Source organism: Solimonas sp. SE-A11, assembly GCF_030345715.1.
GTDB lineage: Bacteria > Pseudomonadota > Gammaproteobacteria > Nevskiales > Nevskiaceae > Solimonas_A.
The window spans coordinates 76,721-101,333 of sequence record NZ_JAUASX010000006.1 but is presented as its reverse complement, the minus strand read 5'-3'; the positions used below and the strand labels follow the sequence as shown (position 1 = coordinate 101,333).

The 24,613-nt window shown below is 68.8% G+C and carries 23 protein-coding genes and 1 riboswitch; of the genes, 17 read left to right on the top strand and 6 right to left on the bottom strand.

Annotated elements, in window-relative coordinates:
- Positions 1-136: 136 nt before the first annotated feature.
- The 13 genes from QT386_RS09000 to QT386_RS08940 all read left to right on the top strand — a co-directional run bounded on the left by QT386_RS09000 (position 137) and on the right by QT386_RS08940 (position 11,789).
- Positions 137-1,279 carry a DcaP family trimeric outer membrane transporter gene (locus tag QT386_RS09000; RefSeq protein WP_289273414.1) on the top strand — a complete coding sequence of 381 codons (1,143 nt, stop codon included), beginning with the start codon at positions 137-139 and terminating at the stop codon, positions 1,277-1,279.
- 193 nt (positions 1,280-1,472) lie between these two features.
- Entirely contained in the window at positions 1,473-1,970 is a 498-nt protein-coding gene (locus QT386_RS08995) for a hypothetical protein (protein ID WP_289273413.1), read from the top strand.
- A 4-nt stretch (positions 1,971-1,974) separates the two neighbouring features.
- The gene (locus tag QT386_RS08990; protein WP_289273412.1) at positions 1,975-2,652 is read left to right on the top strand and encodes a PspA/IM30 family protein; all 678 of its coding nucleotides are present in this window, start codon (positions 1,975-1,977) and stop codon (positions 2,650-2,652) included.
- A complete protein-coding gene (locus QT386_RS08985; RefSeq protein ID WP_289273411.1) occupies positions 2,652-3,341 on the top strand; it encodes a YqiJ family protein in 690 nt (229 codons plus the stop codon). Before QT386_RS08990 ends, QT386_RS08985 begins: the two co-directional genes overlap by 1 nt.
- 28 nt (positions 3,342-3,369) lie before the next feature.
- Positions 3,370-5,049, top strand: a complete 1,680-nt coding sequence (locus QT386_RS08980) for a flotillin family protein (RefSeq protein ID WP_289273410.1) — start codon at positions 3,370-3,372, stop codon at positions 5,047-5,049.
- Between the two features lie 72 nt (positions 5,050-5,121).
- A complete protein-coding gene (locus tag QT386_RS08975; RefSeq protein ID WP_289273409.1) occupies positions 5,122-5,658 on the top strand; it encodes a zf-TFIIB domain-containing protein in 537 nt (178 codons plus the stop codon).
- A gap of 39 nt (positions 5,659-5,697) precedes the next feature.
- A complete protein-coding gene (locus tag QT386_RS08970) occupies positions 5,698-6,519 on the top strand; it encodes a 23S rRNA (adenine(2030)-N(6))-methyltransferase RlmJ (protein WP_289273408.1) in 822 nt (273 codons plus the stop codon).
- Entirely contained in the window at positions 6,516-7,043 is a 528-nt protein-coding gene (locus QT386_RS08965; protein WP_289273407.1) for an NUDIX hydrolase, read from the top strand. The genes QT386_RS08970 and QT386_RS08965 overlap by 4 nt, the downstream gene beginning before the upstream one ends.
- Positions 7,044-7,055: 12 nt before the next feature.
- The gene (locus tag QT386_RS08960; protein ID WP_289273406.1) at positions 7,056-7,904 is read left to right on the top strand and encodes a phytanoyl-CoA dioxygenase family protein; all 849 of its coding nucleotides are present in this window, start codon (positions 7,056-7,058) and stop codon (positions 7,902-7,904) included.
- 82 nt (positions 7,905-7,986) lie between these two features.
- Positions 7,987-9,063, top strand: coding sequence for a ferredoxin--NADP reductase (locus QT386_RS08955; RefSeq protein ID WP_289273405.1), 1,077 nt, complete (start codon positions 7,987-7,989; stop codon positions 9,061-9,063).
- 18 nt (positions 9,064-9,081) lie between these two features.
- A complete protein-coding gene (locus tag QT386_RS08950; RefSeq protein WP_289273404.1) occupies positions 9,082-10,278 on the top strand; it encodes a ferritin-like domain-containing protein in 1,197 nt (398 codons plus the stop codon).
- A gap of 66 nt (positions 10,279-10,344) precedes the next feature.
- Positions 10,345-10,752 carry a glycine zipper family protein gene (locus QT386_RS08945; protein ID WP_289273403.1) on the top strand — a complete coding sequence of 136 codons (408 nt, stop codon included), beginning with the start codon at positions 10,345-10,347 and terminating at the stop codon, positions 10,750-10,752.
- 116 nt (positions 10,753-10,868) lie between these two features.
- Positions 10,869-11,789, top strand: a complete 921-nt coding sequence (locus QT386_RS08940; RefSeq protein ID WP_289273402.1) for a hypothetical protein — start codon at positions 10,869-10,871, stop codon at positions 11,787-11,789.
- Positions 11,790-11,874: 85 nt separating this feature from the next.
- On the opposite strand, the gene QT386_RS08935 is transcribed toward QT386_RS08940, so the two are convergent.
- Positions 11,875-12,765: a bile acid:sodium symporter family protein gene (locus QT386_RS08935; protein WP_289273401.1), complete on the bottom strand. Its 891-nt coding sequence runs from the start codon at positions 12,763-12,765 to the stop codon at positions 11,875-11,877.
- A gap of 215 nt (positions 12,766-12,980) precedes the next feature.
- A riboswitch (TPP riboswitch) is annotated at positions 12,981-13,070 on the top strand.
- A 44-nt stretch (positions 13,071-13,114) separates the two neighbouring features.
- Between QT386_RS08935 and thiC the strand changes: the two genes are divergently transcribed.
- A complete protein-coding gene (gene thiC, locus QT386_RS08930; protein WP_289273400.1) occupies positions 13,115-15,004 on the top strand; it encodes a phosphomethylpyrimidine synthase ThiC in 1,890 nt (629 codons plus the stop codon).
- Between the two features lie 17 nt (positions 15,005-15,021).
- A complete protein-coding gene (locus tag QT386_RS08925; RefSeq protein ID WP_289273399.1) occupies positions 15,022-16,131 on the top strand; it encodes a DUF748 domain-containing protein in 1,110 nt (369 codons plus the stop codon).
- Between the two features lie 51 nt (positions 16,132-16,182).
- On the opposite strand, the gene QT386_RS08920 is transcribed toward QT386_RS08925, so the two are convergent.
- The 4 genes from QT386_RS08920 to QT386_RS08905 are packed head-to-tail and all read right to left on the bottom strand — an operon-like array spanning position 16,183 to position 18,492.
- On the bottom strand, positions 16,183-16,542 hold the full coding sequence (locus tag QT386_RS08920; RefSeq protein WP_289273398.1) for a hypothetical protein: 360 nt from the start codon (positions 16,540-16,542) through the stop codon (positions 16,183-16,185).
- A gap of 31 nt (positions 16,543-16,573) precedes the next feature.
- Positions 16,574-16,969: a hypothetical protein gene (locus QT386_RS08915; RefSeq protein WP_289273397.1), complete on the bottom strand. Its 396-nt coding sequence runs from the start codon at positions 16,967-16,969 to the stop codon at positions 16,574-16,576.
- Entirely contained in the window at positions 16,962-17,513 is a 552-nt protein-coding gene (locus tag QT386_RS08910) for an ATP/GTP-binding protein (protein WP_289273396.1), read from the bottom strand. Before QT386_RS08910 ends, QT386_RS08915 begins: the two co-directional genes overlap by 8 nt.
- A gap of 1 nt (position 17,514) precedes the next feature.
- Complete coding sequence (locus tag QT386_RS08905; RefSeq protein ID WP_289273395.1) at positions 17,515-18,492, bottom strand: hypothetical protein; 978 nt, start codon at positions 18,490-18,492, stop codon at positions 17,515-17,517.
- A gap of 186 nt (positions 18,493-18,678) precedes the next feature.
- On the opposite strand from QT386_RS08905, the gene QT386_RS08900 reads away from it, so the two are divergent.
- Together QT386_RS08900 and QT386_RS08895 are read left to right on the top strand one after the other, a co-directional pair.
- Entirely contained in the window at positions 18,679-18,846 is a 168-nt protein-coding gene (locus QT386_RS08900; RefSeq protein ID WP_289273394.1) for a hypothetical protein, read from the top strand.
- Positions 18,847-18,854: 8 nt separating this feature from the next.
- Positions 18,855-20,141 (top strand): Ig-like domain-containing protein, encoded by a 1,287-nt coding sequence (locus tag QT386_RS08895; protein WP_289273393.1) that lies wholly within the window; start codon positions 18,855-18,857, stop codon positions 20,139-20,141.
- Between the two features lie 77 nt (positions 20,142-20,218).
- On the opposite strand, the gene QT386_RS08890 is transcribed toward QT386_RS08895, so the two are convergent.
- A complete protein-coding gene (locus QT386_RS08890; protein WP_289273392.1) occupies positions 20,219-24,547 on the bottom strand; it encodes a DEAD/DEAH box helicase in 4,329 nt (1,442 codons plus the stop codon).
- Positions 24,548-24,613: the final 66 nt, after the last annotated feature.

Below are 24,613 nucleotides of genomic sequence, written 5' to 3'. Positions count from 1 at the left end.
CGAAGGGTCAAGTGCTTGTTGCGGCGGGATTTTCCGTCTCCTCCGGGGCATGGCATGGCCGTTGCCCACTCCATCACAACGCAGGCCCCGTGCCTGACGAAACACAAGAGCCATCCCGGTGCAAAGGAGCGAGGAGATGAACAAGACGGCAATCGCGGCGCTGGCCGCCGCAGCGATGTCCCCCATGGCCCAGGCGGTCGACTTCAAGCTCGGGGATACCAACCTGACGCTGGGGGGCTACATCAAGGTCGACGCGATGTACTCGCGCTTCAGCGAGGGCAGCGTGGCGCAGGGCTCGGCGCGCGACTTCTACGTGCCCGGCGCGATCCCGGTGGCCGGTGCGGCCGGCGGCAGCAGCTCCTACTTCGACATGCATGCCAAGGAAACGCGGCTGTTCCTGAAGACCGACACGGTGGTCGATGGCTACAAGCTCGGCAGCTACATCGAGGCGGATTTCATCGTGAACCCGGGTGCCGGCAACGAGCGCGTCACCAACGCCTACAACGTCGGCCTGCGCCGCGCCTACATCACCATCGACAACTTCCTGGTCGGCCAGGACTGGTCCACCTTCCAGAACCTGGTGGCGCTGCCCGAGACGCTGGACTTCGTCGCTTTTCCCACCGACGGCACGCCCTTCGTGCGGCAGCCCCTGGTGCGCTACACCGTCGGCGGCTTCGACGTGTCGATCGAGAACCCGGAGACCACCGTGACCAGCGCCGCCGGTGCCCAGGTCGCCACCGACCAGAACACCATGCCGGATGCCTCGGCACGCTACCGCTTCGAGGCCGGCGGCGCGCAGTTCTCCGTGGCCAGCGTGGTGCGCCAGCTCAAGCAGGACGGCGCCGGCAGCGACATCGGCTACGGCCTGAGCTTCGCCGGCAAGATCCCGCTGGGCCGCGACGACATCCGCTTCACCGTCAGCGGTGGCGACGGCATCGGCCGCTACATCGCGATCAACACGGTCAACGACGCCGCGGTGGACGCCTCCGGCGACCTCGAGGCCTTCTCGGCCTACGCCGCCTTCCTGGCCTACCGCCACATGTGGAGCGACAAGTGGCGCAGCACCGCCACCGTGTCGATGCTGCGCGCCGACCACGACGTGGCCCTGACCGGCGACACCGTCACCGAGAGCGTCAACAGCGCCAGCCTCAACCTGCTGTATTCACCGGTGCCGAAGCTGACCCTGGGCGTGGAATACCGCCATGCCGAGCGCGAGGTGGAGAGCGGCGCCGACGGCAATCTCGACCGCCTGCAGGTGGCCGCCAAGTACGCCTTCTAGTTTTCCTCCAGTCCCCTGATCCCGGCGCTCTCCCTCCCTTCTGGACGCCGGACTTTCCGCCGCGACATCCCCCCGGGTGTCGCGGCTTTTTCTTGCGCGCGGCCGACGATCGGTTCATGGTTTCAGGTAGGTGGAGTTGCATTCGTATTCTGTATGTAATACGTTAAGAATACATTTGGAATGCGAGTGTGCTGTGGCCAAACAGACCATCACGCTGCGGCTGGACGAGGAAGACCTGTCATATCTGGCAGGACTGGACGTGGCCGGGGCGACCAACCTGAGCGAGAAGATCCGCGCGCTGCTGGCCGATGCCCGGCGCCAGCGCGAGGGCCTGGCGGATCCCGCCGCCGCCTACGATTTTGCCAAGCGCCTGCTGGCGCAGAGCGAGCGGCGCCTGCGTGACGCCGAAGTGAGGCAGGACCTGCGCTCGGAACTGTTGCACCGCGCGCTGGAGTGGACGCCGGACCTGCTGGCCCTGCTGCTGGCGGCCGATGCCGCCGGGCCGGACCCGTCGGCGCAACTGCGGCGCCTGGAGCGCCAGGTGGGCGAGCGCCTGCTGACATTGACGGATTCGCTGCTGCAACAGGCCGTCTCGGGATTTCCCGGCTGCTATGACGGTCGGATTTTGTCGGAACGCGCACAGTCTGCGTTGCGCATCCTCGGTACAGTTCAAGCCAAGAAGGAGGCTTAGGTCCATGAAGGAAACTCTTGCCAGCCGCGTGTCGCGCATCATCGCCGGCAGCTTTCACTCCCTGATCGACGCGGTGGAGGACGCCGCGCCGGAAGCGGTGATGGAGCAGGCGATCCGCGAGATCGATGGCGCGGTCGCCGACGTGCGCGCCGACCTGGGCACGGTCGAGGCACAGCGCCACCTGGCAACCAAGCGCCTGGCGGAGGAGAACCGCCGCCACGAGGAGCTGGCCGAGCAGGCCGCCCTGGCGCTGGACAAGGGCCGCGAGGACCTGGCCACCGCCGCGGTGGAGCGCCAGATCGACATCGAGGCGCAGCTGCCGATCCTGCAGGGCCGCATCGCCGAGCTGGGCGACGAGAAGGCCAAGCTGGAGGGTTTTGTCACCGCGCTGCAGGCCAAGAAGCGCGAGATGCGGGAGGAGTTGTCCAGCTTCCGCCGCTCGCAGGCCGCCAAGGCCTCGCCGACCGGCACCCCCACCGGCCGCAAGGGCGAGTCAGTGGATTACCGTGCGGAGCGCGCCACCGGCGCCTTCGACCGCATCTATGAGCGCCAGACCGGCTTGAAAGGCACATCCGGCACGTCCAACCAGACCGCCGCCCGGCTGGCTGAGCTGGAAGACCTGGCGCGGCAGAACCGCGTGCAGGAGCGCCTGGCGCAGCTGAAGGCCAAGGCGGACCGCTGATGGAGTGGTTCACGGCGGTCGGCAATGGTCCGTTCGCGGTCGCCATCCTGATCATGTTCGGGCTGACGGCGGTCGAGATGGTGGCGCTGTTCACCGGTTTTTCGGTCAACGACATGGTCGACGAGTTCGTCGTCAGCCACTCCGGGCTGGGGGCGGCGGATGGCGCGCACAGCGGCATGGAGGCGACGCATGCCGAGGCCCAGGGTGTGTTCGGCCGATTCCTGTCCTGGCTCTATGTCGGCCACGTGCCGGTACTGATGGTGCTGATCGTGCTGCTGACCGTGTTTGGCGTGATCGGCATGGTCGGGCAGGGGGTGTTGCGCAGCACGCTGGGCTTCGCCGCGCCGGCGGTGCTGGCGACGCCGGCAGCACTGTTCCTGAGCCTGCCGCTGGTGCGCGCCGTCAACGGCGGCCTGGCCCGGATCATGCCGCGCGACAAGACCAGTGCGGTCTCGCCGGAAAGCTTCATCGGCCGCACGGCGGTGATCGCGGGTGGCACGGCGCGGCGCGGCTTGCCGGCGCAGGCGCGGCTGGTGGACCAGTTCGGCACGACGCATTACCTGATGGTGGAGCCGGACGACGCCGACGAGGTGCTCCCGGATGGAGAAGTGGTGCTGGTGGTGAAGCAGATCGGTGGCGCGCGGTTCGCGGTGATCCGCAACCCGAACGCGGCGCTGGTGGATCGTTGAGTCAGTCATCAAATTGCAGGGGATAGAGATGAGCTTCGATGGCAGCAGCCTGATGTCGGTCCTGATTCCTGCGGGAATCATCCTGGTGGCGATCTTCGCCCTGGGCCTGATCTTCGCCCGCCTGTACTACCGTGCCAGCAAGGAGATCGCCTTCGTGCGTACCGGCCTGGGCGGCGAGAAGGTGGTGCGCGACGGGGGCGCGCTGGTGTTGCCGGTGCTGCACGAGACCATTCCGGTCAACATGAACACGCTGCGCCTGGAAGTGCGCCGCGAGAAGGAAGCCGCGCTGATCACGCGTGACCGCATGCGTGTGGACGTGCAGGCGGAGTTCTACGTGCGCGTGAAGCCCGATGCCTCGGCGATCTCCACTGCCGCGCAGACGCTGGGCCGCCGCACCATGGAGCCCACCGCACTCAAGGAGCTGGTGGAAGGCAAGTTCGTGGACGCGCTGCGCGCGGTGGCGGCCGGCATGAGCATGGAGGAGCTGCACGAGAACCGTGCCGACTTCGCGCAGAAGGTGCAGGTGGCGGTCAGCGAGGACCTGCACAAGAACGGCCTGGAGCTGGAGTCTGTGTCGCTCACCGGCCTGGACCAGACTGCGGCGGAGTTCTTCAATCCGCAGAACGCCTTCGACGCGCAAGGCCTGACCAAGTTGACGCAGGAGATCGAGCGCCGCAAGAAGGAGCGCAACGACATCGAGCGCGACACCAAGATCCAGATCGAGCAGAAGAATCTGGAGACCGAGAAGCTGTCGCTGACCATCGCGCGAGACCAGGAGTACGCGCGCCTGATGCAGGATCAGGAGGTCAAGGTGCGTACCGCAGAGGCCACCTCCGAGATCGCGCGCCAGGAAGCCGAGCGCCGCCGCGAGGCCGAGCAGGCCAAGATCGAATCCGACCGCGCCATCGCCGAGGCCGAGATCGAGAAGCGCCGCAGCGTCGAGCAGCGCGACATCGAGCGCGAGCGTGCCGTGCGCATCGCGCAGCAGGAGCGCCAGATCGCGATCTCGAAGAAGTCGGAGGAGGAATCCGCCGCCAAGGCGCAGGCCGACGCCGCCTTCGCCAAGGCCGTGTCCGCGGAAGAAGAGGTCAAGACCGTGCGCGAGACCGCCACCGCCGAGCGTGCCAAGTCGGTGCGACTGGTGCAGGCCCGCGAGCAGGCCGAGCAGGAGGCCATCGGCGTGGTGGTATCCGCCGAGGCCGAGAAGAAGGCGGCCGAGGATCGTGCCGAGGCTGTGCGCGTCGCCGCCACCGGTGAAGCCGAATCGGTGCGCATCCGTGCTACCGCCGACGCCGAGCGCTACCGCGTGGAGGCCGAGGGCAAGCGTGCGATCAACGAGGCTCGCAACGCACTGTCCGAGGAGCAGATCCGCCTGGAGATCCGCAACGAGCTGATCCGCGCGCTGCCGATGATCCTGCGCGAGGCGGTCAAGCCGATGGAGAACATCGACGGCATCAAGATCCTCGACGTGCGCGGCCTGGGCGGGATCGGCGGCGGTGGTGCGGGCGATGGCAGCAGCTCGGGCGCCGGCGCGGAGGGCGGCAACCTGGCGCGCTCTGTGGTCGACCATGCCCTGCGCTATCGCGCGCAGCGACCGCTGGTGGACGCCCTGCTGAAGGAAGTGGGCCTGGGTGACATGAACGACCTCAGCGGTCTGCTCGGTGACGTCACGACGGACCCGCAGCCGCGTCCCGGCAAGCCGTCCTGAGGCTGCAGGCAGCATCGGGCCGCGGCTTCCACGGAGGCCGCGGCTTTTTTGTTCCCACTGGAGGAAATGCACATGAAATGCAGCGCCTGCCGCAAGGGCTACCTGAGGCCCGCGAAGATCGACGAGGGCCTGCCCGGCTACGCCTGCACCGGCTGCAAGGGCATGCTGCTGTCGCTGTCGCCCTATGTCGACTGGATGGCCCCGCGTCGCAAGCAGCCGCGGGCGGAGCCGCAGGAGCCTTTCGACCAGAGCTTCACGGATACCCGGCATGCGCTGGGTTGCCCGAAATGCAGCCGCATCATGGTCAAGTACAAGGTCCTAGCCGATGCCGCGCATGGCCTGGACTACTGCTTCGGCTGCGAGGAGGTCTGGCTGGACCCCGGCGAGTGGGACTGGCTCAAGGCCCGCGGCATGCACCTGGAGATCACCTCGGTGACCACCGAAGCCTGGCAGCGGAAGCTGCGCCAGCAGCAGCAGCGCGAGGCGCAGTCGCAGCGTTTCCGGCAGATGCTGGGGGAGGAGGTGCATGCCGAGGCCACCCGCATCCGCGAGTGGCTGGCGCAGCAACCGGCGCGCGCGGAAATCCTACACTACCTGGGACAGGACTAGGCGAGGCAGAGGCGGCCCTGAGAACGCTAAACTGGCGGCATGCATTACCAACACCGATACCACGCCGGCAATTTCGCCGACGTCTTCAAGCACGTCCTGCTCTGCGGACTGCTGCGCGCGCTGAGCCGCAAGGACAAGCCCTGGCGCCTGCTCGACACCCATGCCGGTAGCGGCCTCTACGACCTGGCCGACGCGGCGGCGGAGCGTACCGGCGAGTACCGCGATGGCATTGGCCGGCTCGCCGATTCCGCAGCGCCGCCGGCGCCGGTGCGCGACTACCTGGAACAGGTGCGCGGCTTCGGCGGGGGCTATCCTGGCTCGCCGCTGCTGGGCCTGGCCTGCGCGCGCGAGCAGGACCGCGTGACCGCCTGCGAGAAGGTGCCGGCGGTGTTCGAGCAGTTGCGCCTGAACGCTGCCGCGGACCCTCGCGTGCAGCTCCACCAGCGTGATGGCTATGAAAGCCATGCCCTGCTGCCGCCGCCCGAGAAGCGCGGCCTGGTGTTGATCGACCCGCCGTTCGAACGGCCGGACGAGTTCGACGCGGTCAGCGCCTACCTGAAGAAGGCTAGCGCACGCTGGGCCGGCGGCGTCTACGCCGTGTGGTATCCGGTAAAGAATCGCCACGAGGCGGATCGCTTCCGCCGGCGCCTGATGCGGGAGCATCCGCGCTCGGGCGTGGACTTGCAGCTGCACAACGGCGCGGAGGCGGAGGGCCAGATGCGCGCCTGCGGGCTGTGCGTGCTGAATCCGCCCTACGGCTGGGCCGCCGAGATGGAGCCGGCGCTGCGCTGGCTGGCGCGCGCTCTGGCACAGGGGCCGCGTGCGGAACACCTCGTGGAGGCCTGGGAGGCTGCCGCATGAGCGACGCGAACATCCAGACGCTGCACGAGGGCAAGTTCCTGCGCCTGCTGAAGGACCGGCACTGGGAGTATGTCACCCGCACCAACTCTACCGGTGCCGCCTTCATCCTGGCCGTGACGCCCGAAGATGAGCTGCTGCTGGTGGAGCAGTACCGCTACCCGCTGCAGGCACGCACCATCGAGTTGCCGGCCGGCATGATCGGCGACGACGAGGGTTTCAAGGGTGAGGCTGTGGAAGCCTCGGCGCTACGCGAACTTGAAGAGGAGACCGGCTACCGCGGCAGCGCCGCGCGGACCCTGATCAGCGGTCCGGTGGCGGCGGGGCTGGCTTCGGAGCAACTACACCTGGTGCAGGTCACCGGCCTGACCCGCGTGCACGACGGCGGCGGCGTGGCGGGCGAGGACATCACCGTGCACCGCGTGCCGCTGGCCCAGGTGCACGACTGGCTGCAGCGCAAGCGCGCCGAGGGGCTGCAGGTGGAGCCGCGCATCTACGCGGCGCTGTATTTCCATCACCGGGGATAGGGAGGGAAAGCGATGGGCTTCGGCGTCGATGCACACGAGAAGGCGCTGCGGCGCGACGGCTACAGCGTCATTCCGGACTTCCTGGACGCCGGCACCGTGCGCGCGGTGCGCGAGGGCCTGGCGCCCTTCCTCGGCAGCCACCAGGGCCGCAACAACTTCGAGGGCTTTCGCACCGAGCGCGTCTATACCCTGGTGGCGCGCGGGGCGGTGTTCGAGCGCATCACCGAGGACGCGCGCATCCTGGCGCTGCTGGAGCGCTTCCTGATGCCGGGCTTCCTGCTCACGGCCAGCCAGGCGATCTGCATCCACCCCGGCGAGACGCCGCAGCCGATTCACAGCGACGACAGTTTCTACCCCGTCCCGCGGCCGCGTCCGGCGATCAGCATCAGCACGATCGTGGCGGTGGATGCCTTCACTGCGGAGAACGGGGGTACTGAGATCATCCCCGGCAGCCACGAGTGGAGCGATGCCACCATCGCCGGCAGCTACGACGGCCTCGATGCCGATGCGGCGGCCAGCCCCGTGCTGGAGCGGCAGTTGCGGCCCACGGTGATGCCGGCCGGGGCCTGCGTGGTGTTCCTAGGGACGCTGCTGCACCGCGGGGGCGCCAACCGCAGCACGGCGCCGCGGCTGGCCTTCTCCAACCAGTACTGCGAGCCCTGGGCGCGCACGCAGGAGAACTACTTCCTGGGCGTGCCGCCGGAGCGTGCGGCGGCGATGTCGCCGCGCCTGCAGGGCCTGCTGGGCTACAACATCCATCCGCCGTTCATGGGGCATGTCACGGCTTCGCATCCGCTGAAGGCCTTGCAGTCCGGCTATGTGAATGCGGTGGCGGCCGGGCGTGCCGAGGACCCGCGGTAATCGAATTAACCGAGCGTTTGACAACCCGCGGCATCGCTCGCAAGCTGGACCCCGAGGAGCACCAACAGACTCGGGGTGAACGATGTTCGCACTCGGCAGGCCGCGCCGGATCCTGGTCCCGCGCGAGACAGGACCTTCGAAACGCTGGGGCAACCCCGAGCCGGGACATGCGCCGCGGCCGGTGCGCGTGTCGGAGCTGCGGCGCGAGACTGCCGATGCCGTCACCCTGGTACTGGAGCCGGAGGACGGCGTGATGCCGGCCTTCCGCGCCGGGCAGTACTTTACCCATTGCTTCGAGATCGACGGACAGGTGGTGCGGCGCGCCTATTCGCTGAGCGTGCCCGAGGGCGGTGGCCTGGCCTGCACCATCAAGCTGATTCCCGGTGGCTGGGTGTCCTCGCACGTGCATGAGGCGTTGCAAGTCGGCAGCCGCTACCGGCTGATCGGTCCCACCGGCGACTTCCTGCTGGACGAAGGCACGGGGCCGCTGCGCTTCCTGGCTGGAGGCAGTGGCATCACGCCGGTGATCAGCCTGATCGAGACCGCGCTGGAGCGGAACCCGCAGCGTGACATCCGCCTGGTCTATGCCAGCCGCCGCGAGGCCGATATCGTCTTTGACCAGCGTCTGCGCGAGCTGGCGCGGCGGCATCTGTCGCTGGATGTGGTGCACGTGCTGTCGCAGCCGCAGGACGGTTGGCCAGGCCAGCGCGGTCGGCTCGACAGCCAGCGCATCCGCGGCCTGCTCGGTGCCGATCCGGCGACGACTTTCTACCTCTGTGGGCCTGCGGGCCTGATGCAGCTGGCGGCCGAGGCCCTGCATGCGGCCGGCGTGCCGGCGGCGCGCATCCGCCAGGAGCGCTTCCTGGCGGCGCCCAAGGCGCAGGCGCGGCCCAGCGAGCCGCAGGAGATCCTGTTCAAGCAGTCGGGCCGCGTGGTCACGCAGCGGCCCGGCGAGAGCATCCTGGAAGCCGGCCTGCGCGAGGGCTTGCCGCTGCCGTTCAGCTGCATGGTCGGCGGCTGTGCGCATTGCAAGCTCCAGGTGCTGGAGGGCGAGGTGGCCCTCAGCGAACCCAACTGCCTGTCGCCGGAGGAACGCGCGGCGGGTTTCACCCTGGCCTGTTCGGCCTACGCCACCGGACCGCTGTCCGTCGCTGCCTGATCTCAAGAGGGATTCGCCATGATGCTCGACCGCATGCTCAACGGCCTGCCGCTGAAGGCACAGAACCAGATCTACAGCACCTTCGACAATCTCGGTGTGCTGGCTTCGGTGGGCAACCTCAAGGTGGCGGCGTCGATGGCGCCCTCGGCGGTGCGCGGGCTGGTGCTAGGCAGGGCGCGTAGCGGCGACGCGGTGCCGATGGTGTCGGGTCATGCCGCGCATTTCGACCTTACCTACAAGGGCGACTTCCCGGAGATGTACGAGCTGTATCGGCGCGCGGTGGCCAACCAGTGGAACGGCGACCGTGACCTGGACTGGAGCACCAGCGTGGACCCGGAGGACCCGGACAAGCCGGTGATGCCGCTGGACTATCCGCCCTTCGAGGGCCTGGCGGCCAAGGGCATCCGGCTCAACCAGAAGGAGAAGCTGCGCTTCGCCGCCGACATGGCGTCGTGGACGCTGTCGCAGTTCATGCACGGCGAGCAGGGCGCGCTCTATGCCGCGGCCCAGGTGACCGAGTCGGTGCAGTGGCTCGACGGCAAGCTCTATGGCGCCACGCAGGTGATGGACGAGGGCCGCCACCTGGAAGTGTTCCTGCGCTACCTCGACACCAAGCTGCAGAAGGTCTACGCGGTCAACGACAACCTGTTCGTGATCCTCGATGACCTGCTCACCGATTCGCGCTGGGACGTGAAGTTCCTCGGCATGCAGATCATGGTGGAGGGCCTGGCGCTCGGTGCGTTCGGCACCATGTACAACTTCACCCGCGAGCCCTTGCTGAAGCAGCTGCTGCGCTACGTGATCCAGGACGAGGCGCGCCACGTGCACTACGGCGTGCTGGCGCTGAAGGCGCATATCTCGCAGGAGCTGAGCGAGGCCGAGCGCCGCGAGCGCGAGGACTGGGCCTACGAGGTGGCGCTGCTGATGCGAAACCGTTTCCTGTCGCACGAGCTGTACTACGAATGGTTCGAGCACAAGCTGTCGCTGAAGGACTGGGACGAGGTGGTGATGAACGCGCCGTCGATGGCTGCCTTCCGCCATCTGATGTTCCTGCGCCTGATCCCGAACCTGGAGTACATCGGCCTGATGAGCGACCGCATCAAGGCGCACTACGACAAGTCCGGGCTTACCAGCTTCCTCGGCGGCAAGAACGCGACGCAGCTCAGCGGCGAGGATCTGATCCGCGACATCGCCGCGTACAAGGCGCCGCAGTAGACGGTGCCGCGCGGACCGCGGAGAACTTGCTGCTAGGATCGGGATCAAAGCTGCGCGGAGACCCCTATGCCACGCCACCTCCTGACACTGCTTGCTGTCCTGTTGCTCGCCGGCTGCGCCAGTGCCCGCCCGGTGATCTATCCCAATGCCACGTCCGAATTGCGCGGCAAGGCGGCGCAGGACGCGGCCGTGCAGGCCTGCATCCAGCAGGCCGACTCCGCCGATCTCAGCCGTGGCGGCAATGACGTGGCGCGCTCCACCGCCGGCGGCGCCGTGGTGGGCAGCGTTGGCGGCGCGGCGGCCGGAGCGGTCTACGGCAACATCGGCCGCGGGGTCGGTGCCGGTGCGGCGGCGGGAGCCGCCACGGGCCTGGTGACCGGACTGTTCCGCGGTAACCAGCCCAGCCCGGTCTACATGAGTTACGTCAATCGCTGCCTGGCCGATCAGGGCTACGAGGTGGTGGGCTGGCAGTAAGGGGACGCCCCACCGGCCGTCGCCCCATCCTGTACCGCCGGTCCTGCGGCGGCGCCGGCTTGTACACAGGCATATGTAATCTTTTACCTACTGTTTCACAGGCAAAAGGCTGACATATGCCCCTCCTAGGCTCCAAGGGAACGCCCCCTCACCGCCGACTGGCCTGCCTGGGCATCGACTGGCAGGCGGAGCGCTCCTTGCGCGCCACCCTGGCCCTTCTTGGCGGCAGGACCCGCGAACCCTGGGACTTCGGCGAGGAACTGGCCGCGGCCGACGTGGTCATCTACGAGCCCGGCAACCAGCTGGCCCAGGCGCTGCAGCGCCGGGAGTCGCCCTCCGCCCCGCGCCGGCTGTTCCTGCCCTGCGACGGCGAGACCCCGGAGGCCGAGCGCCGCCTGCGCCACCCTTTTGGCGCCAGCCGCCTGATCCGCTGCCTGGACCATGCCTCCGCAGTCTTGCCGGCACCGCGTGCGGAAGCCCAGCGCGACGGACTCTGCCAGCGGCTGGACGAGGCGCTGCGCAGCCCCAACGTGCGCGGCGTGGCGCTGCTGACCGGCGAGCGCCGCGGCCTGCTGCTGCCGGCGGAAGCGGCGCTGCGCTGGCCCCTGCCGCTGGGCGGCGACGAGATCGCGCGCCTGCTGGCGCCGGACGTGGAGGTGCAGGTGCTGCGCGCCGATGACTACGGCGCCCTGCGCAAGCTGCAGGCCATTACGCCGCAGCAGCAGCCCTGGGAAAGCGCGCTGTGGGCGGTGGGCGTGGCAACCTCTGGCGGCAGGCTCTTGCGCCGCCTGGACCATAAGCGGGCCTACGGCCTGCGGCGGCGGCCGGACTTCGGCACGATGGGCAGCCGCAAGTCGGACCTGCGCTGCAGCGCGCTGCTACTGCAGGCGCCGCTGACGCCGGGGCAGCTGGCCAGCGCCGCCGGCATCCCGCCGGTGGTGGCCAACAATTTCCTCAACGCCGCCGCGCTCTGCGGCCTGCTCGACGGCGTGCCGGCGGAGCTGGCGGGCCTGCCCAAGGCCGGCGAACTGTTCTGACGATCAAAGAGTGGGGCTTGGCGGCGCCAATCGGCGCCGCCTTCTTTGATTGAATAATGTGGTTATTTTAAATATTTAATCACAATCAGGGAGCGGCCGCGGGTTCCGGCGGGCGGCCCTTGCGATTCACGAACCAGCCGAAGGCGGCGGCGGTGAAGAACATCATCACGCCGTAGACCGCGGCCGGCACCGCCATCTCCTGGTTGTTCAGCATCAGCGGCGACAGCGCGATGGCGATGGCCAGCGTGCCGTTGTGGATGCCGATCTCCATGCCGATGGCGATGGCCTGGCGTTCCTCCATCTTCAGCAGCCGGGGCACGCCGTAGCCCACGGCCAGGCTCAGCAGGTTGAAGGCCAGGCAGGCCGGGCCCACGGCGGCCACGAAGCCGCCGATATCATCGCGCGACTTGAACAGTGCCAGGCCGATCACGGCCAGCAGGAACAGCACCGACAGCAGCTTCACCGGCTTGCTTAGCAGGACGGCGAGCTTTGGCAGCTGCGCATTGAGCGCCATGCCCAGCACCACCGGCACCAGCACGATGGCGAACACCTGCACGACCTTGCCGAACTGCAGCGGCAGGGTCTGGCCCTCGCCCATGAAATGCTGCAGCGACAGGTTGACGATGATCGGCAGCGTGAGGATCGCCAGCACGGAATTGACCGCGGTCAGCGTGATGTTGAGCGCGACGTCGCCATGGGCGAGGTGGCTGTAGAGGTTGGCGGAGGTGCCGCCGGGCGAGGCCGCCAGCAGCATCAGGCCCACTGCCAGCGCCGGTGCCAGGCCGAACAGGTGGGCGATGGCGACACAGGCCAGCGGCAGCAGCACGACCTGGCAGACCAGGGCCACCACCACTGCCTTGGGGTACTTCAGCACGCGGGTGAAATCGGCGACGCGCAGCGACAGGCCGAGGCCAAACATGATCACGCCGAGCGCAATCGGCATGAACACCGTGGTAACCGGATCCGCGGGCTGCATTCTTCCTCCTGGTTTTTTGCACTGTCGCCGCCGGGATGGGCGCGTGCAGGCCGCAGCATAGCCGGCAGGCCTGGGGCACGACCAAGCCGCTCCTGGGAAATCCGGCCCATTGCGCCGGGCCGCGCGATCCTGCGCGGGACCAGTAGAAACCACAGACTCTGCCTGAAGGGACAAGGACTTGCCTTGCCCCTGCCGGGCGCATGTCCTATCGTGTCGCTCAAAGCCGGGGGTGCCTGTGACGACAGGCTGAGAACAGACCCTTGGAACCTGGCCGTACGGCGGAGGGAAGGCTTGCAGACGGGCGCATTCCGTCCTGCAGCGCGCTCCGCCTCGAGAACACGAGGAACCCATGAGCGCCATCGCAGAAGACATCCACAGCCGTGCCGAGCAGCTGTCCGCCGACGTTACCCGGCCGTTTCCCTCCAGCCGCAAGATCTACGTCGAGGGTCCGCAGGGCGTACGCGTGCCGATGCGCGAAGTCAGCCTGACCGCGACCAAGACCCGTGACGGCCTGGAGCCGAACCCGCCGGTCACGGTCTACGACACCAGCGGCCCCTACACCGATCCGGCGGCGCGCATCGACCTGCAGGCTGGCCTGCCGGCGCTGCGCGAGCCCTGGATCGCGGCCCGCGGCGACACCGAGCAGCTGCGCGGCCCCAGCTCGATCTACGGCCGCATCCGTGCCGCCGACGACAAGACCGCGGACCTGCGCTTCGACCACATCCGCGCGCCACGCAAGGCTAAGGCCGGCGCCAACGTCAGCCAGATGCACTATGCCCGCCAGGGCATCGTCACGCCGGAGATGGAGTACATCGCGATCCGCGAGAATGCCCGCCTGGAAGAGCTGCGCGCCAGCTACGAGAAGGCCGGCTACCTGCGCCGCATGCACCGTGGCGAAGGCTTCGGCGCGCGTCTGCCCAAGGAGATCACGGCGGAGTTCGTGCGCGAGGAAGTGGCGCGCGGCCGCGCCATCATCCCGGCCAACATCAATCACCCGGAGCTGGAGCCGATGATCATCGGCCGCAACTTCCGCGTGAAGATCAACGCCAACATCGGCAACTCCGCGGTGACCAGCAGCATCGCCGAGGAAGTCGAGAAGATGGTCTGGTCCACGCGTTGGGGCGGCGACACGGTGATGGACCTGTCCACCGGCAAGAACATCCACGAGACGCGCGAGTGGATCCTGCGCAACTCGCCGGTGCCCATCGGCACGGTGCCGATCTACCAGGCGCTGGAGAAGGTCAACGGCAAGGCCGAGGAACTGACCTGGGAGATCTACCGCGACACGCTGATCGAGCAGGCCGAGCAGGGCGTGGACTACTTCACGATCCACGCCGGCGTGCTGCTGCGCTACATCCCCTGGACCGCCAACCGCGTCACCGGCATCGTCTCGCGCGGCGGCTCGATCCTGGCCAAGTGGTGCCTGGCGCATCACAAGGAGAATTTCCTCTACACGCACTTCGAGGAAATCTGCGAGATCATGAAGGCCTACGACGTGTCCTTCTCGCTGGGCGACGGCCTGCGCCCGGGCTCCATCGCCGACGCCAATGACGATGCGCAGTTCGGCGAGCTGCACACGCTGGGCGAGCTGACCAATATCGCTTGGAAGCATGACGTGCAGGTGATGATCGAAGGCCCCGGCCATGTGCCGCTCCAGATGATCAAGGAGAACATGGACGAGCAGCTCAAGCACTGCTTCGAGGCACCGTTCTACACCCTGGGCCCGCTGACCACCGACATCGCGCCGGGCTACGACCACATCACCTCCGGCATCGGCGCCGCCAATATCGGCTGGTACGGCTGCGCGATGCTGTGCTACGTGACGCCCAAGGAGCACCTCGGCCTGCCGGACAAGGACGACGTGCGCGAAGGCATCATCACCTACAAGATCGCCGCGCATGCGGCGGACCTGGCCAAGGGCCACCCGGGTGCGCAGGTGCGCGACAACGCGCTGTCCAAGGCGCGCTTCGAGTTCCGCTGGGAGGACCAGTTCAACCTGGGCCTGGATCCGGAGAAGGCCAAGGAATTCCACGACGAGACGCTGCCGCAGGAGGGCGCCAAGCTGGCGCACTTCTGCTCCATGTGCGGCCCGCACTTCTGCTCGATGAAGATCACGCAGGACGTGCGTGATTACGCCGCCAAGCTCGGCGCTGACGAGACTGCCGCGCTGGAGCAGGGCATGGCCGAGAAGTCCGCCGAATTCCGCGAGGGCGGCGCCGAGGTCTACCGCACGCTGTGAGCGAGGCGGCCGACACTGTGACCCGTACGCGGCGCCGCAGGCACCGCGTACTGGCCGTGCTCGGCATCATCACGCTGGCGCTGATGCTGGCCTGGCAGGGTGTTGCCTGGGGCCTGAAGCGCCAGGTGCTGGCGGCGTTGGGGCCCGAGGCGACGGTGGGCAGCATCCGCCTCGGCCTGGGCAGTGTCGTGGTCGAGGACCTGCGCCTGGCGGCGCCAGAGGGTTGGCCTTTCGAGGATACGCTGCGGGCCAAGCGCCTGCTGGTGGAAGCCGAGTTGAGTTCACTGTTCTCCGACGAATATCGCGTGGGCCAGGTCACGGTGGAGGAGGGCTATCTCTCCATGCAGCGCACGCGCGAGGGCAAGCTCAAGCTGCTGCCGACGCTGCTGGGCCGTAGCGAAAAGAAGGACGGGGACAGCGGTGGCCGCTTCAGGCTGCATATCGACCAGGTGCAGTTGAAGGATTCGGTGCTTGATTTCCACGACGCTAGCCCCAAGGGCGGTCCGGCACGGGTGCGCCTGGAGGCGCTGAACGCGACGCTGGACCACCTGCAGGTGCCGCAGCGCACCGGCCGCAGCCAGCTCGATGCCGAGAGCCGGGTGAAGGGTGGCGGCACGGTCGAGCTGAGCGGCTGGCTGGAGATCGCCACACGCGAATCCGACCTGAAGCTGACGCTACGTGACGTGGACCTGGTGCCGCTGGAGCCCTACCTGCTGCGAGCCACGGAGGCCGGTGTGGAGCGCGGGCAGGTGGACCTGGACCTGCATTCGCAGGTGCAGCAGCGCCAGCTCAAGGCGCCGGGCAAGCTGATCCTCAAGAACCTGAAGCTGCGCTCCGGCGATGGCCTGGGTGGCACCTTCATGGGCATGTCGCGCGGTGCGGTGGTGTCGTCGCTGAAATCCGGCGGCGATCGCATTGATCTCGACTTCGTGCTGGAAGGCGATCTCAACAGCCCGCGCTTCTCGCTCAATGAAACTCTGTCGATGCGCCTGGCCGTGGGCGCCGCCGCCTCGCTGGGCATCGGCGTGGTCGACATGGTCAAGGACCTGGGCTCCGCCACCGGCCGCGGACTGGAAGCGGTGGGCGATGCCGTGGGTGGGCTGTTCGGTGGTGGAGAGGACGACTGAACGAAAGAAGGGCCTGCGCGAGCCAGGCCCTTTTTCCAAACGCTGCAACGCTCAGATGCTGAGCGCGGCTTCCACGTCCTGCACCTTGCGGCGGGCCATCGCCAGGTTCGACTTGGTCTTGTCCAGCACCACGTAGAAGAACAGCCCGGGCTTGGACGCCACCGGGCGGATGATGTGGTACTGCTTGCCCAGCGTGATCAGGATGTCCTCGATCGTGTCGTTGAGCTTCAGCGAGTTCATGGTCTTGAGCTTGGCGCGCACCACCTCGGTGTTGCCGGCGGCCGCCAGTTCCAGGTCCACGCCGCTGCCGGACTGGCCCAGCATCATGCCGCTGTTGGCGTCGACCAGGGCGCTGCACAGGCCGCCGTCGAGGGTCAGGAAGCTGTCGAGGGACGCTTGAAGGTTGCTCATCTTGTTGTGCTCCGTTTTTTGGGTGGGGGTTTCAGGGTTGTATCAGTTGCCGCACGCAGTCGCGTGCTGCCCATAACAGGGTTCCGGTGACCAGGTCGGCGCCGCCGATGGCGGCGAGCACCATGGGCTGGCCGCGCAGCGGCACTTCCAGCAGCAGCAGCTTGCCGTCCTGGCCTTCCACCAGGACGCTGCCGCCACCACCATGCATGCCGACCTCGCGCAGCGCCGCCTGGCTCAGTGCCACCATCGAGCTGGACAGGGCCGACAGGCGCGACACCGGCACTTCGGCGCGGGTGCGGCTCAGCACTTCGAAGCCGTCGCTGCGCGACAGCACGGCGCCGGTCAGTGCCGGCACCGTGGCCAGCAGTTTGTCGAGTGCGGGGCCGAAGTGCGCCGGTGTCGGGCCTGCAGCGGCTTCATCAAACATGGGGAGCCTCCGCCAGCATCCGGGCGGCCTCGATCTGGTAGAGCAGGGCGTCGAGCAGCAGCAGCACGTCGTCGCGACGGCGCACATCGACCGTGAACACCGGCAGCGACAGTCCCTGCCCGGCCAGCCAGGCGGTGTAGGACTCGACGCTGGTGTGGCCTGAGCCCAGGCGGCCGATGCCGATCACCATGGCGCCGCGTTCTGCCATGCCGCGGAAGGACTCCAGGTAGAGCGCCAGGTCGGCCAGCGGATCGGGTCGCGAGTTGTCGGCCAGCAGCACCACGCCCAGCGCGCCTTCGCTGGCGACGCGCCACATGAAGTCGAAGCGGTCCTGTCCCGGCATGCCGTAGAGGCGCAGGCGATCACCACCTTCCAGCGCGATCTCGCCGTAGTCGAAGCCCACCGTGGTGGTCTCCTTCTGGTGCTGCGCGCGGTCGCTGTTGAGCGCCTCGGTGCGCACCGGCGCGGCATCGCTGATGGCGGAGATCGCGGTGGTCTTGCCGGCGCCCATCGGTCCGGCGAACAGCAGCTTGTACTCGCGCACGTCAGTGACCCAGGGCCAGTGCCGTGCGGATGCGACGCAGCATGCTGCCCAGGCCCGATTCCTGTGGCAGCGCGGCCGCCTGCGGAGCGCTTGCCGCCGCCGGCAGGGTCTTGCCGGTCTCCAGCACGCCGACCAGCGCGCAGGCATTGAGGAAGTTGCCCATCACGCCCAGCGGGATGCCGGCCATCATCGCCAGGTGAGACGGTGCCATCTCGCGCTGCGTCAGCAGCGAGGCGCAGCGGATGTCGAGGCTGCGGCGGCCGATGGCGCCGAAGTCCGGCCAGCGGCGCAGGCGGCAGGGGCGGGCGATGTCCAGGCGCGACAGCAGCGAGCCCTTGGAGCGTGCGATGCCGATGGCCCAGAGCAGGCCTTCGGCCGGCGCGGGGTGGCGCGCGGCGGATTCCAGTCGGCGCAGTGCGGCGCCCTCGGTGGGGCCCAGCGCTTCCACTTCAACTTCACCGGACAGCAGTTCGGCGATCTCTTCCACGCCCAGCGGCTGAGACCAGTGCAGCTCGCGCTCCGGCAGGCTCAGCCAGCCCTGCTGGCCGCCGGCGCGGATCGCCACGGCCAGCGTGCCGGGGGTGCGCAGCGCGTCGTCCAGGCGCTGGCACAGGCTCGGCGCCTCGACGTGCTCGGTGGCGGCCTGGCGGCCCTGCAGCTGCAGCGAGGCGCTGTCGAGGCAGGACACCAGGCGGCTGGCGCCGAAGGGGTAGCGCAGCGTCAGGACGCTGTCGTCCTCGCTGGAGGAGGGGAAGAACACGCGGCCTGTGCCTTCGGTGGCGCAGCGCCGCACCATGGCCTGCGCCAGGGCGTTGTGGGTCTCGTAGACCACCACGTCGGCGGTCAGCTCGTCGGTGTACTGCCAGGGCTCGCGGGTCTTGCCGCGGAGCAGCGCCAGGGTTTCCTTGAGGGAGACCTCCGCGCGCCAGTCGAAACCGATGCAGGTGATCCTGCGGGTCCTGAGGGGTTGGGCTGACATGTAAGCCGTCTCTTCTTGATGTTGTAGGACAAAACTTACAATGGTCCTGTGCGCTACTGACTGGCGGGGCAGATGGAAGGTCGTTCGAGAACGACGACAGGCGCCGGGAGAGAGCCATCTTTCCCAATGACGGCCTGGCGGGGCCGCCGTCATCCTCGCGACACCCGCCGATTCCACACTGCGCCGATGATCCGTCTCGCCACCCTGTTCCTGGTGGCGGCCCTGCTGGCCGCCTGCCACTCCTCCGATGCTCCCGGTGCTGCCTCCTCTGGCGGTGACGCGGACGCCGCGGCACGCGCCGAACTGGAGCGCGTGCGGCTGCTGGAAGACGGCTGCTGCAAATCCACCGAATGAAGATTCCGATGCGCCTGATCGCTGCCCTGCTCCTGTCTCTCTCCGCCGGCCTGGCTCAGGCCGCCGGCATGGCCACCCATGCCGCCATGGCCGATTTCGGCCGTGATGCGCTGGAGGACGGCGCGCTCAAGACCATCCTCACCGCGCATCGCCCGGCGCTGATCGCCGGCGCGATCTTCCCGGACGGCGGCTACGGCTCCGGCGCGCTGGTGGCGGCGGACCGCGACATGGCCGAACGCGCGCACTGGGGCGACTTCACGATCCAGTTCGTGCAGTACCTGCGCGAGACCGGCTGCAGCGGCGAGGTACGCACCGCGATCCTGCGGCGTCCGCCGCTGGGGCTGATCGACCTGAACCTGCTGACCGACCGCTGCGGCCACCTGATCGCCTTCGCCTTCGGCAATGCCGCGCACGGCCTCACCGACCAGACCTGGGACGCGCAGTTCGAGCCCGAGGTGCGCAACCGCGGCGAGACGCCGAACTCGGTGGAGTGGATCGGCCAACTCGTGCCGCAGCTGCCGCCGACGGTGCTCGATCCGCTGAAGCAGATCTACGGCGCCACGCCGATGAACGCCATCGAGTACGCGATGGACATGGTCAACATCGCCGAGCGCCGCCTGGTATTGAACGCGCCGGCGCTGGTGTTCCCGCCGACGGCGGACCTGGTGGAGGTGTACAAGCGCAACCGGCCGGACCAGGGCGTCAACGCCCTGGCGATCGAGCGCGGCAGCCTGTTCACGCGCGTGCTGGTGCAGGCCGAGAGCCTGGCCGCGCCGCTGGAGGTGACGCGCATGCGCCTGCAGATGCCCTGGGCCGCGGCCAACTACTACACCGCGCCGGGTGGCGTGGTGCAGAGCGGCTACGCGGTGGCCGGCATGTACCGCCAGCTCTGGGACCTGCTGACCGGCGATCCGGCCAAGCCCCTGCCGCCGGCGGTGATCGGCAGTTACCCAGGCCATGGCGCCCTGAATGTGGTGATGGAGCCGGCGCGCGAGTCCTGGACCGAGAACCGCTGGCTGCACGTGTTCTTCAGCAGCAGCATGGACGCGCCAAGCCTGGAGCTGCCGGGCACCTTCTGCCTGTTCGACGAAAAAGGCCGCCGCGTGAAGGGCGAAGTGGAAGCGGGCAGCTGGCAGCGGGAGTACGCCAATGCCGTGAAGCTGCGCCTGCAGGAGCCGCTGCGCGCCAACGAGCGCTATACCGCGGTGGTGACGACCAAGGCCAAGGATTACCGGGGCGTCGCGCTGGAGCGCCCCTACAGCTTCAGCTTCGTGACAGCGGCTGCGCAGCCGTAAGTCGCGCCGCGGAAATTCGCCGCATGAGCAATCCCCCTCCCGCTGGCTGGAGAGGGAATTGGATCGGGTGGCGGAACTCAGCCTGTACTTTCGATAGCCGCAGGGTCATTGCCGCGGTTGGCGCGCCGCACCAAGCGGCTCTTCCACTCGCCCTGCAGCCCGATGTCGCCCTGCACCAGGTAGCGCGTCTCGCCGCCGACGCGGCTGGCCACCGGTACGCCGCCGCGGAACAGCACGCGGTTGCCGGGCGTGGCGGGCACGCGCTCGCCCGGCAGCAGGATGCCGGTGAGGTTCAGCGGATCGCAGGCGGAGATCGTGACCAGTGCGGCGTCGGCGTCCTCGCGGTGGCGGCGCAGGCTGCCGGCCGCCTCCGGCAGAGCGAACTGCTCGCCGGAGAAACCGCTGACGAAACGGCCGCCACGGACCTCGCCGCGCGCCTCCAGCCGGCGCAGCACGTAGAACAGCTCGCGCCAGGGCGGCAGCGAGGGCTCGCGCTCCACCAGCTTGCGGAACACCACGCCGTAGCGGCGCAGCAGCGTGCGCGCGACATGCTCGGTGCGCGCGGCCGGCTCCGGCGCTTCCGCGGCGCGCCTGGGCCGCACCAGCGACCAGCGGCCGGCGCCCTCGAGGTTAGCGAAGGCGGCCTGCAGCCCGCCGCGGCGCAGGCGCCGCGCCTTCATCTCAGCCGGCGCGATCAGCGCGCGCAGGCCGGCGAAGCCGTCGGAAGTGACCAGGCCATGGCTCATCAGTTCGCCCAGCGCCTGTTCCACCTGGCTGCGCAACTGGCCAGAGTCGGCCACCAGTTCCACGAAGAAGGAGGCACCGTGTGAGCGCAGTGCGTCCAGCACCGCATGCGCGGCGCCGGAGAGATCGGGATCGTGGTCGGCTGCGGCCTGCCAGTGCGCCGCCTGCTCGCGCGGCAGCAGCACGATCGGCGTGGCGCGTACCGGCGCGGCCTTGCGCGCGCTGCCGTCGCCATGGGGCAGGCGTTGCCAGATGCTGCGGCCGGTGGCGCAGAGCTGGTCCAGCCAGGCAGGCTCGTAGTGATGCAGGCGCGCGGGCAGCAGTTCGGACTCCCAGGCCGCCGCTGCTGCCGGGAAGCCTTCGAGCTGACTCAGCACTAGGCCCAGCGCGGTGGCACCCTCGCGGCGCTCGCCGCCGGCCAGGCCCTGCCAGTCGAACAGGAAGCGCATGAAGGCCGCTGGCGACACGGGCTGGATCTCGGCGCGGCGCTTGTCCCGCGTGTGGCGGTGGATGCGTGCCAGGCGGCGGCGCTCGCACCATTGCTCCTCGCCGGCGCCGCTGAAATCGCCGCGCATGACGTAGCCTTCGGCCTCCAGCGCGGCGAGCGGAATGGCCATGGTGCCGGCCGACAGGCCCAGTGGCGCGCCCAGTTCCGCGGCGGTGACGGGGCCGACCGCCTCGAGACGGCTGCGGGTCAGTTCGTGCAGCGCCTGGTCGGGATCGGGTGGTGCGGACAGTGCCGGTGCATCGCCCTCCACGCGCGCCTGCGGCAGGACGGCTCGCAGCTCGGGCAGTCGCTCGGCGGCGGCCCAGAGGATGTCGTCGCGATGCAGCAGCCGCGCCACGCGGCGCTGCTTCATCAACTCCCCGGCCCAATTCGTCGCGTCCATGTCGCGCAGCTCGGCCGCGGTGAGGAAGCCATGCACCACCAGCGCATCGGCCAGTTCGTCCGCGTTGATCGCCGAGGGGCGCATTTCGCCGCGAACCTGCTCGATCGCCGCCGGGTCCAGGCGGCCGAGGTCGGCGGCGGTCTCCGGCTCGAAGACGCCGCGCGTCTTCACCGCCAGCGTGCGCCGCTCTTCGGCGGCGCCGTCGTCGAGGAAGGCGTAGGGCTTGGCGGTGAGTATGGATTCAGACAGCGGCGAGGGCGCGGTGAGATCGCGGCAGACCACGTTCACCGTGCCGGTCTCGATGCGCCGCAGCAGGGCCACCATGCCGTCCACGTCCATGACTTCGTGCAGGCAGTCCGACATGGCCTGATGCACCAGCGGGTGGTCCGGCATCTCGCGGTCGCCCGGCAGGTTGTCCTGGCAGGCGACGGCGTCGGGAAAGGCATGGGTCAGCAGGTCCTCGGCATCGCTGCGCTGGAACTGCGGCGGCACGCGCTTGCCGTTGCGGTTGCGCGCCACCGCCAGCGCGGTGCTGGCCGCCCAGCGCCAGCGCGTGCCGAACATCGGTGCCTGCAGCACCGCCTGCACCAGCTTCTCTTGAGCCGTGTTGGCGTGCAGGAAGCCCTTCACGTCCTCCAGCGGGAAGCTGTGCGTGGGGCCCAGCGACAGCACCAGCGAATCGTCCAGCGCCGCGGCCTGCAGCTCGAAGTTGAACTGGCGGCAGAAGCTCTTGCGCAGGGCCAGGCCCCATGCGCGCATGATGCGCGAGCCCAGCGGGGCGTGGATCACCAGGTGGGTATCGCCGACCTCGTCGAAGAAGCGCTCGAAGACGATGTGCTCGCGCGTCGGCAGCAGGCCCAGGGCGATACGCGCGGCGGCGTAGTAGTTGGCCAGTTGCAGTGCCGCGGGCGGGCCCAGCGCGTAGTCGCGCACCAGCCAGTCGCGGCAGTCCTCGACGCTGCCCTCGCCCAGTATGCGGTCGGCATTGGCGCGCAGGCGCGAGACCGCCAGCGACAGCTCCTCGCTGCGGCCCAGGCCCTCTCCGAACCAGAAGGGCATGCTGGGCGGCTGGCCCTTGGCGTCCTCCACGATGACGCGACCGGTCTCCACCTTGAGGATGCGGTAGGAGGTGTTGCCGAGCTGCACGATGTCGCCCGGCAGGCTTTCGAAGGCGAAGTCCTCGTTCAGCGTGCCGACGCGCAGGCCCTCGGGCTGCAGCTCCACGTCGTAGTCGAACTGGTCCGGGATCACGCCGGCATTGGTCACGGCGGTGAGCTTGGCGCCGCGGCGGCCGCGCAGCATGCGATTGACGGCGTCGTAGTGCAGCAATGCGCCGCGGCGGCCACGGCGCGTGCTGTAGCCATCGGCCAGCATCTGCACCAGTTCCTCGAAGGCTTCCAGCGTCAGCGCACGGTAGGGCAGGGCACGGCGCAGGCGTGCATGCAGTTCCTCCAGGCCCCATTCGCGGCTGGCCACCTCGGCGACGACCTGCTGCGCCAGCACGTCCAACGGCTGCTGGAAGATGCCGATGCGGTCCAGCTCGCCCTGCTGCACGGCATCCAGCAGTGCCACGGATTCGGCGAGGTCGTCCAGCGATACCGGGAACAGGCGGCCCTTGGGCGTGGCGCGCACCGCGTGACCGGAGCGGCCAACCCGCTGCAGGAAGGCGTTGATCGAGCGTGGTGAGCCGATCTGGCAGACCAGGTCGACGTCGCCGATGTCGATGCCCAGTTCCAGCGAGGCGGTGGCGACCAGGGCCTTGAGTTGGCCGTTCTTGAGGCGCTGCTCGGCCTTCAGGCGGTGTTCCTTGGCCAGGCTGCCGTGGTGCGCGGTGACGTGCTCCTCGCCGATGCGCTCGGCCAGGTGCCGCGCCAGGCGCTCGGCCATGCGGCGCTGGTTGACGAAGATCAGCGTGGTGCGGTGTTCACGGGTCAGCTCGGCGAGGCGGTCGTAGATCTCGCCCCAGACCTCGGTGGCCATCACCGCGGTCAGCGGCGACAGCGGTACCTCCAGCGCCAGGTCGCGCTGGCGCACGTGCCCGGTGTCGATGATCTCGCAAGGCGTGTCGCGGCCGCCGACCAGCAGCTCCGCCATGGTGGCGATGGGCTTTTGCGTGGCCGACAGGCCGATGCGTACCGGCGGCTTGGCGCAGAGCGCCTCCAGGCGCTCCAGCGACAGGGCCAGGTGGGCGCCGCGCTTGGAGCCAGCCATGGCGTGCAGTTCGTCCACGATCACGCTGCGGACGTTGCGCAGCATGTCGCGGCCGGAATCGGAGGACAGCAGGATGAACAGCGACTCCGGGGTGGTGACCAGGATGTGCGGCGGCGCGCGGCGCTGGCGCTCGCGCTCGAAGGACGGCGTGTCGCCGGTGCGTACCGCGTCGCGGATCGACAGCTCGCCCAGGCCCATGGCGCGCACACGCTGGCGGATGCCCTCCAGCGGCGCCTGCAGGTTCTTCTGGATGTCGTTGGACAGAGCCTTGAGCGGCGACACGTAGAGGACATGGACCTCGTCCGCCAGGCCGCGCTCGATGCCCTCCACGACCAGATCGTTGATCGCGGCCAGGAAGGCGGCCAGCGTCTTTCCGGAGCCGGTGGGGGCGGCGATCAGGGCGTTGCGGTGGCGCGCGGTGACTTCCCAGGCCTGGCGCTGTACCGGAGTGGGAGCGCCGAAGGCTTCGGTGAACCAGTCCGCCACGGCCGGGTGGAACAGGCCGGCCAGGGGGCCCTCCACGGCCGCGGAGGCGCGGATCAGGGGGAGATGCTGTTGCATGGAGCCAGTGTAGCGCCTGCCCCCGGCTTGCTGGCGTGTTTTCCGACAAGGGGGCTGGAATTGAAG